Annotated in this window: 2 protein-coding genes; both read left to right on the top strand. The window is 43.5% G+C overall.

Translation table 11 applies throughout. The features are described from left to right. Positions 1 to 331: helix-turn-helix domain-containing protein (locus tag FTV38_RS17700; RefSeq protein WP_180023067.1), on the top strand; the 331-nt coding region annotated here is incomplete at its 5' end. Positions 332 to 402: 71 nt separating this feature from the next. Then, the coding region (locus FTV38_RS17695; RefSeq protein WP_180023066.1) for an IS256 family transposase at positions 403 to 1,237 on the top strand (835 nt) is incomplete at its 3' end.

Here is a 1,237-nt window from a genome sequence, read left to right as displayed (position 1 = left end):
CAAGAGCAAAGGACTGCGCCTGGTCGTCGCTGATCTACCCACAACACACGTCGTTAATAGTGGCATGACAGGAGAGATACTGAACGTCATCAACAGCATGTTGATAGACCTACTTGCAACTATGGCGAAGCTTGATAACGACAAAAGGAGAGAACGCATTAAGCAAGGACTAGAAAGGTCAGGTTACAAGCCGGCAGGAAAGAAAGCCAATACCGCTAAGCATGAGCGTATTAAACAGCTACTTAAGGCCGAAAATATGACAAAAGAAGAAGTAGCAAAAGCTGTAGGTGTGGGTATCGCTACTGTATATCGAGTACAGAGGACGATATAGAAATAAAAATTGGTAGTGTTCAAAAATCTGTGTCATTTCAATAAACTGAATCAAACAGGAAATGACACATCATGGCAAACAACTTTGATTTCGAAGCAGCTTTAAAACAATTACAATCAGGACAACCCCTCACTGGTGAAAACGGTATCCTGACACCACTAATCAAACAGCTGACAGAAGCGGCTTTAAATGCTGAAATTGAAAACTATCTGGAAGAAAATCCTAAACCATCCAATCGCAGGAATGGTTACTCTCGCAAGACCGTAAAATCATCCTCCGGTTCATTTGAACTGGAAACACCTCGTGATCGCACTGGTGATTTTGAGCCTCAACTCGTCAAGAAAAATCAAACCAAACTCTCTGAAGAGATCGACAGTAAAGTCATCTCACTGTTTGCGCTCGGCATGAGCTACCGTGATATTCAAAAACATATTGCCGATATGTATGCACTGGATATTTCCGAGGGTGCCATTACCAATATTACAGACAAGCTAATCCCCGAATTACGTGCCTGGCAACAGAGGCCGCTTGATGCCGTATATCCCTTTGTGTGGCTCGATGCCATCCATTACAAGATCAAGGATGAAGGCCGTTATGTCAACAAAGCCGTTTATACCGTGCTGGGATTAAATACCGAAGGCCATAAAGAACTGCTGGGTCTTTACCTATCAGAAAGTGAAGGTGCTAATTATTGGCTCAGCGTACTCACAGATTTGCAGAACCGTGGCATACAAGACATTCTGATCGCCTGCGTTGATGGGCTTAAAGGCTTCCCTGAAGCAATTGCTGCGATATTTCCGCAGACAGAAGTGCAGTTATGTATTATTCACCAAATCCGCAATAGCTTGCGTTATGTGGCCAGTAAGGATCAAAAAGCCTTTATGGCTGATCTGAAGCCTGTTTACC

Origin of the sequence: Acinetobacter sp. YH16044, assembly GCF_013417145.1 — a bacterium.
Taxonomy (GTDB): Bacteria; Pseudomonadota; Gammaproteobacteria; order Pseudomonadales; family Moraxellaceae; genus Acinetobacter; species Acinetobacter amyesii.
This window is presented reverse-complemented; position numbering and strand designations above follow the sequence as displayed.